Raw genomic sequence first — 6,740 nt, forward strand, 5'->3', positions numbered from 1 at the left:
CGCCCAGTCCTCCACCTTGATCACCCTCCAGAGTGAACTGAAGGGGGTCAGTTTTCGGCCGTCGCCACAGGGTCAGTTTTCACCCGTCGTCGACAAGGTGGAGCAATCAGCCTTCCACTACGAATATCGGGGAGACGGTCGCTAAGGACCCTGCTGGATGCGGAAACGGTGTACCCCAGATTCCTGCCATGTGGACCTGGTCAGTTACAGGTATGGCTCAGGCATGGGCTACCGGCGCGAGTAACTTTGGCTTCCTGCTGAGGGGAGTTGATGAGTCCGCATCCGCGCCGACGTATGATAGAGGTTATGAGTCGGCTGAGACCGCTACTCCAGGCCATAAGCCGACGCTGAAAGTTACCTATATCGACAGTGCGCTGGCTAGGACGAGTGGCACTGGCTCCGCTGGGCTCATGGTTCCCCCACCCACAGATGCTTATAATGTGCTGGCACACTGGCCCGATATCTATTTCAAAACCATCAACTACCGGAAGGGATTTTACGACCGGGCTAGCGATACGGGCTTTGGCGACACAAAGATCAGGCAGAAACATCACCTGACCTCGCCCGCCGTGTACAAGATGACCCAGCATCCGCTTCGCGGACGCGTACCAGACAAATTCATCATGACGAGGTATCATTATCTCGCCACGGCATATAAGTTCGAATGCCGCGGCCTGTTGTGGGACAAGGAATGCAGTTCGGTCGCCCAGAAGGACGCTAGGACTATCGTAGACTTCAACGTGGAGTCGGCGAAATACAGTGACACCTTCGGCGTGGTCACCGCGTACTGTGAAGGCCAGACGATCTGCCCACACTGGGTAGGGGGAGACTGGACGAGCCCGATCCTACCGATAATACCAGAAAAATAGATTCGTAACGAGGTAACGATGAGGGTCGACGGCGGAGCCGAAAATGAGTCCGAAGTAGAAAGAGCCCTCCGGTTTCTATATGAAGCCGCTGCCGTGCAGCGTGCCAATGCGGATATCGGGATCGCTTTCACTTGCATCAGGCTCTCATCTGAATCGCCTATGCTTACGGTGAAACGCGTAGGTTACGGCGCCGTCGACATCCCGGTTACCTATAGCGCCTGGCATCGGGATTCCCTTCGCGAGGTCCTGCTCGCGAAGGGAATCCCCGCCAAGCCGGCTCCTCCTGACGATGGGACCATGGGAATTCCGTCATCCAGGGATTCGAGCCTTCATAAGCACGCGTGGATCCTGAAGCAGATCGCATACGGTGTCGATCCATGGACTGTTTATGGCCGAACCTGGTCCGGCGAACTTTTGCGAGTTGAGCTATCTTCTCACCATTACACCGACGCCGTGTTTCGCCTTGATGGATACAGGCCCGCACTTCGAGTGTCGATCTTCCATGATGACTACCTAGATGGCGCGATTGGCTTAAATTATGCCCTCGTTGACCAAATAAGCACCCATATTGACAGCTGGCGCCAAAGGCGAATTTTTGTCAAAGACGAGACCGAACTTAACGAAGTTACCATCTTGAAGTAGAGGTCGCTCTGGTCACAGATGATCACCTCATTCGCGAGCGAAAACCGAAACCGTCGGCTACGCGGAGGACCCGAAGGTCACGTAAGAGCCGGTCGGTGGTATCAGGAGGCTCCGCGCTCCAGGCGGGCCACCCGGTCCTCGAGTACGCGCCGCAGGTGGCGCTCGGCGTCGAGTTCGCGCTCCAGCTCGGCGATGCGTGCTAGGAGTCGGGCGTTCCAGTTCTGGACGCTGACGTCGTCGGCGGTGGCCTCGGCCTGCCGCTCCTGGCGTCGATCGCGCCGGTAGGCGAGCAGGCCGCCGACAAGGCCGCCGCCGAGCAAGGCCGACAGCACGCTGCCGATGAGCGTGACGATCTCGGAGTTCATCGCCGCACGCGGTCGGCCAGGTCCAGCCGCCGTACGGTGGTGCCGAGGGCTACCACCCATAGCGGCCAGGACGCCAGCACCCCGGCCCAGCCCGCGGTGACGACGATGGCCACCCCGTACACTGCTGCGGCGGTGCTCAGCAGCCGAAGGCCGAGCAGGAGCAGGGGCAGGCGCCACAGGACCATGCGGCCGTCGACCTCGCGCGCGGAGGTCAGGCCGCCAAGCCAGGCCGCGCACCCGGCGATCAGGCACAGGGCCCACAACTTGGTGACCCACCAGGGCAGCACCTGGTCCAGCGCGCGGGAGGTCGCCAGCCCGGCCAGCGACAGCAGCCCGGTGGGGATGCCGACCAGGCACACCATGACCTCGATCGGTTGCCGACGCATCCAAGCGGGCAGTCGCCGGACCAGGCGCCGCCCGGCGCCGGTCACTTGCTGCTCCACTGGCCCTCGAAGGAGATACCGCCGTTGGCGGTCTGGGTGTTCAGTGCGGCCCCAGAGGTCTGGAAGGTCTGCACCTCGACGAAGTCCCCGACAGCCAGGTAGGGGCGTCGGCTGAGACTGATGCCCATCGAGCCGGAGGCGCCGGCCTGAATGGACGTCCACCCGGCGGCCGTCGTCCCGTTGACGAGGAAGAAGGCCTGCCGAAGGCCGGTGCCGTTGGTCACCCATACGACGTTGGTCGACAGCGCGTAGTACCCGGCGGTCTGGCTGGTGTACCGGCTGGTGTTGGAGACCGTGCTGTGCCCGTTGTCGCGGTCGACCATCTCGGTGTCGAACAGCAGGTTGTAGTTCGCGTTGTTCGGGGTCGGCTGGGCGACCGAGTGGCCGAGGATGAACAGCGGCGGGGCCAGGAGGAAGTTGAGCGCGTCACGGATGTCGGCGTTGAGCCTGGCCGCGGTGACGACTTCGCCGACGACCCAGGTTCGCGGGGCCGGGACGGTCGCCATCTACAGCTCCCCGATCGTGCGGCAGGCCTCGCACATCGACGCGGTGTCCCCGGCTTGGTAGCGGGCGATGTCCTGGGTGCACGGCCAGGAGGCCAGCGAGGCGGGCAGCGTGGACAGGTTGGCCTCGATCCGTTGCCGCGCCGCCGGCCGCCCAAACCCTGGCGAGTCACCGCGACCAGCACCGCCAGCCTTCATGATCAGCAACGCAACAACATCAGGAATCACCGAGTGGCTCTCGAACTAACCGACATTCCGGATCCCCTCGCTCGCCTTCATAGGCAATTCACTCCTTCCTGTGCATGTTGCGGATCTCGGTTTGATGCCAGCCTTATGATTATGAGCAGTGAGGATGGTGTGGGTATCGCGGATCTCTCCGCCGATCTTCCGATTCTAGCGAGGGCGTTTAGGCTTAGGTCTGCCTCGGTGTGCAGATATCTGACTGACGGTTGGATGAACCGGAACTGGGAGATCACCGCAGACCGGGACCGGTACGTCTTGAAGCGGATTCTGGATATTTCAGCCGCCATGGCCCGGAATATCCACGCTGCGCTATCGTTTGTGGCGGAGCGCTCGGTTCCCGTGTGTGTGCCGCTCCGCTCGTCAGCGGGGGATACCGTCGTCGAAGTGGACGGCCGAGCGTACTGCCTGGTCTCGTGGGTCGATGGCTTTCATCGGACGGGATGCGACCTATCGTTCTCCGCAGTTGCGCGCCTTGGCCGGCTAGTCGGCGAGATCCATCAGGCTTTGGCGCAGCTTCCCTGCGGATACGGTTTCCCGCCTGCCTCCTCCGTCGTAGCTACGAGGGCCAACGACAAAGAGCAGACTGTGGAGTCGATCAAGCGCGTCGAGCGGGCCATCAAATCGCTGGCTGAGCCGATACCCTATGACCTGCTCGTTCTTTCACTTCTGCGGCGTCGTTTGGAGCTACTAGACCTGCATGGTCATCTTCGGCCTTCCAGTAGAGCGGCAGGTCCGGCGGGCTGGGTTCACGGCGATCTCAATCATCGGAACCTGCTGTTTCGGGGAGAGCGGGTGGTGGCGGTCCTGGACTGGGACAGGATGCGAGTCAGTACCTACGCTGATGAGGTCGTGAAAGCCGGGCAGGCATTATTCGGCAGCGAGGTGGGCGTCCTGGACTTGAACAGGATCGCAGTTTTCGTGGCTGCGTACCGAAGCGTAGTCGCGGTAGAGCGGGCAGCCCTGTCCGACGCGCTGTCCCGGCTGTTATGGAAGCGGCTCACCGACGTGTGGCCGGCGGAGTTCCGTTATCTGCGGGCAGAGCCCAGTGAGCGAATTGCTGGGTTGTTCCCGCCTGGAGAACTCGCTTTGGAGTGGTGGATCAGCCATCGGGAAGAGGTCAGGCGGGCCTTTTCCGGGGTGTAGGGGGCCCGTCCTCCGGACTCGAGCACGCTGCCTCCCCAAGTGGTCGGGACCAGATCGGGACGGTCGCATCAAGCACCACGAGCCTGGAAGGAAGAGGCCCTCCGTCTCGGGGCCAGGCCAGCAAGCCAAGCCCGGGGAGGGCGAGTTCGTCATATGGGTCAGGGAGCGTCGGCATTGGGGTGTCGCCGAGGGCGAGGAATCCCACAGGGACAGGAGAGTCGGTGACGCCGCTCACTTGGTCGCCAGGATCGATGTCGTGATTGATGAGGATCAAGGTGGCCGCCCGTCCATCGTCAGCTGGGTCTGTAATGTTTTCGGGCCAGATGAGCACCGCCGCGTTCTCGAGAAGGTGCAGATTGACGTTGGATGACACGCTGGTCCCGAGACCGACCGGGAAGGTGGGGGCACGGTCATCATCAGGGTGGTGGATGCGTACGGTCCCCGATAGACCGTCAACGGTGAGCGGGGTGCGGTCTGGCAGCGAAAGCAACTCTCGGGGGAGCCCGGTGACACAGGGGACGCCGAGTTCCCGCGCCACGATGGCGGCGTGAGAGAGCGGCCCTCCGGTGGTGGCGGCGAGTGCTGCTGGCCGCAGGAGCAGCGCGGCGGCGGCGTCGGGGCCGAGGTTGCCGCAGATCACGATCGCACCGGCGACGGATACCCCGAAAGGCGATGGGGTCCGCCCGGGGGCGAGGTTGAGGCTGGGGCCGGTGGCTATACCGGGGCATGCGGGAATGCCCTGCCAGCAGCCGTTGCCGAGCCCGGCCCGGGTGTGTTTCGGGATGACGCTCGGCGAGGGAATCGCGCGGGTCAACGGTCTGGCCTGTAGCAGGTGGAGGGCTCCGTCCGGACTGATCGCCCATTCGAGATCAACACCGCCGGTTTCAGGGGCGACACCGATCGCGGCTGCTGCGCTGGCGGCGAGTTCGAGGAGCCGGTCGCGGTCGGAGGGGGACAGGATCGGAAGGGTGTGCCATTCGGGCGGCCGGATCACCGTGAGAAGCCCGTCCTGCGACGTTCGGATCTTGGCGTGCGCCGATCGGCCCATGTGGTCGGCCAGGGGAACCCACTCACCGGGAGGGAGCAGAAGGTCGGCTGGGTAGGCGGGGAGGACAATGTCGGTCTGCATCGCGGCGATCGGCGAAAGGTGTGGCGAATGGAGTTCTCCGGCGGATCGGCCGCTGGTCAGAGGGTCAGCCAGGCCGCGGACGGCTTCGATTTGCCAAGTGGCCCAACTGCTGCCGGTGGGGAACTGGCTGATGAGTACTCCAGCACAGCAGGGGCGGATCGCCGGCTGGATGATGACGGCCAGATTCGATGTGGGGCCGGTGGTCACGCGGAGTTCGCGGGCGTAGGCGTGGAGAGCGGCTGAGTCAGCCGAGGCACGAACGGTCATGATCGCGGAGTGGATCGCGTCCGGGTCGGCCGTGGCGAAGCATGAGGTGAACAGCCCGGCGAAGCTGGCCTGCGGCCCGTCTTCGGTCGGCGCGGAGGAGCGGATGACCAGCCCGTACGGTGCGGGTGTTCCCCTCGTCCATGCCACGATTTCGTGAGCGGCCACGGAGAGCTCGGTATCGGGGACGTCGAGTGGGAGTACCACCGCTTGAGGGACGGGGAGTCCGGCGGCGGCGAGGCGGGCCAACTGGACGGCCTTGCCCCCATGGACAGCTGGGTTGGTGGCGGCGGCGAGGGGGGTGAGTGTGTTCATGCGGCCGCTCCCAGCAGGTCTTGGGTGGTGACGTGTTCCACCGAGCGGCCGGTGGACCGGCACCAGGCGGTGGCGGTGGCAAGGAAGCGGGTGCGCAGTTCGTTGCGTCGCTCTTCGCTGCCAGCAGCCCAGGACAGGATCGCGGTCAAGGCCTGAACCTCGGCCAGGCAGCGCCGGTCCCCCGACGCCGCGAACGCGGCGAGCCGCCACGCCTGCCGGGTTCTGCGTGCCCGCTCGCGACTGTTTGCCGCGACCTCGGCATCCGGGCCGGCCGCGGCGGCGAGGATATGGCCGGGCTCGTCAGGTAGCTGCAGAGCGGATAAGCATCTGACGGCCTGGGGTGTGGTGCCGAGAAGCTCAGTCAGGAGGTTCTCCCAGTGCTCCTCGGGCAGGAGCCAGTTGACGATGTGAGTGGAGCTGACGCGTAGAAAGGCTGTGGTGGCTCTAGCCATGGACGCGTTCAACGTGGACCTGTCTACGCTGTCACCCCCGCTTGAGCATGCGTCCAGGGCGTCGTGGGCGGTGTCCCGGTCGTGCCGGGTCTGGGCAATCAGCTCGCGGACGAACTCGGGGTCGGCGAGGCGGGCGTGCCAGAGGCTGGTGAGGTGCTCGTGGTCGCTTTGGTCGATGTCGACGATGCCGGGGCGGCGGAGCCGCCCGTACGGCCGGGGATCGTCCATCAGCACCTTCGGCCAGGTGATCAGCGAGGTGGTGTAGACGTCCCACTCGAGCGGGGTGGCCTCGGGCCGTGTCCGTTCGTAGTCGCAGGTGAGCAGGCCGTTCCAGACGGGCTCCATGGGTCTCTCCAGATCAAAGCCGCGATA

At 64.3% G+C, this 6,740-nt stretch carries 8 protein-coding genes and 1 pseudogene; 3 read left to right on the forward strand and 6 right to left on the reverse strand.

Features of this window, described 5'->3' with window-relative positions; genetic code table 11:
* Positions 1-83 precede the first annotated feature (83 nt).
* Positions 84-869, forward strand: a pseudogene (locus AB0M95_RS40395) (DNRLRE domain-containing protein); the annotation flags it as partial.
* A gap of 18 nt (positions 870-887) precedes the next feature.
* Entirely contained in the window at positions 888-1,511 is a 624-nt protein-coding gene (locus tag AB0M95_RS40400) for a hypothetical protein (protein ID WP_363776907.1), read from the forward strand.
* A 101-nt stretch (positions 1,512-1,612) separates the two neighbouring features.
* On the opposite strand, the gene AB0M95_RS40405 is transcribed toward AB0M95_RS40400, so the two are convergent.
* Genes AB0M95_RS40405 through AB0M95_RS40420 form a run of 4 tightly spaced genes read right to left on the reverse strand, consistent with a single transcriptional unit; the run spans position 1,613 to position 3,020 of the window.
* On the reverse strand, positions 1,613-1,876 hold the full coding sequence (locus AB0M95_RS40405; RefSeq protein ID WP_363776910.1) for a hypothetical protein: 264 nt from the start codon (positions 1,874-1,876) through the stop codon (positions 1,613-1,615).
* Positions 1,873-2,307, reverse strand: coding sequence for a hypothetical protein (locus tag AB0M95_RS40410; protein WP_363776913.1), 435 nt, complete (start codon positions 2,305-2,307; stop codon positions 1,873-1,875). Before AB0M95_RS40410 ends, AB0M95_RS40405 begins: the two co-directional genes overlap by 4 nt.
* Positions 2,304-2,825 carry a hypothetical protein gene (locus tag AB0M95_RS40415; protein WP_363776916.1) on the reverse strand — a complete coding sequence of 174 codons (522 nt, stop codon included), beginning with the start codon at positions 2,823-2,825 and terminating at the stop codon, positions 2,304-2,306. The genes AB0M95_RS40410 and AB0M95_RS40415 overlap by 4 nt, the downstream gene beginning before the upstream one ends.
* Positions 2,826-3,020, reverse strand: a complete 195-nt coding sequence (locus tag AB0M95_RS40420) for a hypothetical protein (protein WP_363776919.1) — start codon at positions 3,018-3,020, stop codon at positions 2,826-2,828.
* 141 nt (positions 3,021-3,161) lie between these two features.
* Here AB0M95_RS40420 and AB0M95_RS40425 point away from each other — a divergent pair, with 141 nt between their 5' ends.
* Positions 3,162-4,208 carry a phosphotransferase gene (locus tag AB0M95_RS40425; RefSeq protein ID WP_363776922.1) on the forward strand — a complete coding sequence of 349 codons (1,047 nt, stop codon included), beginning with the start codon at positions 3,162-3,164 and terminating at the stop codon, positions 4,206-4,208.
* Here AB0M95_RS40425 and AB0M95_RS40430 read toward each other — a convergent pair.
* Together AB0M95_RS40430 and AB0M95_RS40435 are read right to left on the reverse strand one after the other, a co-directional pair.
* The gene (locus AB0M95_RS40430) at positions 4,183-5,769 is read right to left on the reverse strand and encodes a PEP/pyruvate-binding domain-containing protein (RefSeq protein WP_363776925.1); all 1,587 of its coding nucleotides are present in this window, start codon (positions 5,767-5,769) and stop codon (positions 4,183-4,185) included. The genes AB0M95_RS40425 and AB0M95_RS40430 overlap by 26 nt on opposite strands.
* Before the next feature lie 143 nt (positions 5,770-5,912).
* The coding region (locus AB0M95_RS40435; protein WP_363776928.1) for a hypothetical protein at positions 5,913-6,740 on the reverse strand (828 nt) is incomplete at its 5' end.

The sequence above is a fragment of the Sphaerisporangium sp. NPDC051017 genome (assembly GCF_040683095.1).
Taxonomy (GTDB): domain Bacteria; phylum Actinomycetota; class Actinomycetes; order Streptosporangiales; family Streptosporangiaceae; genus Sphaerisporangium.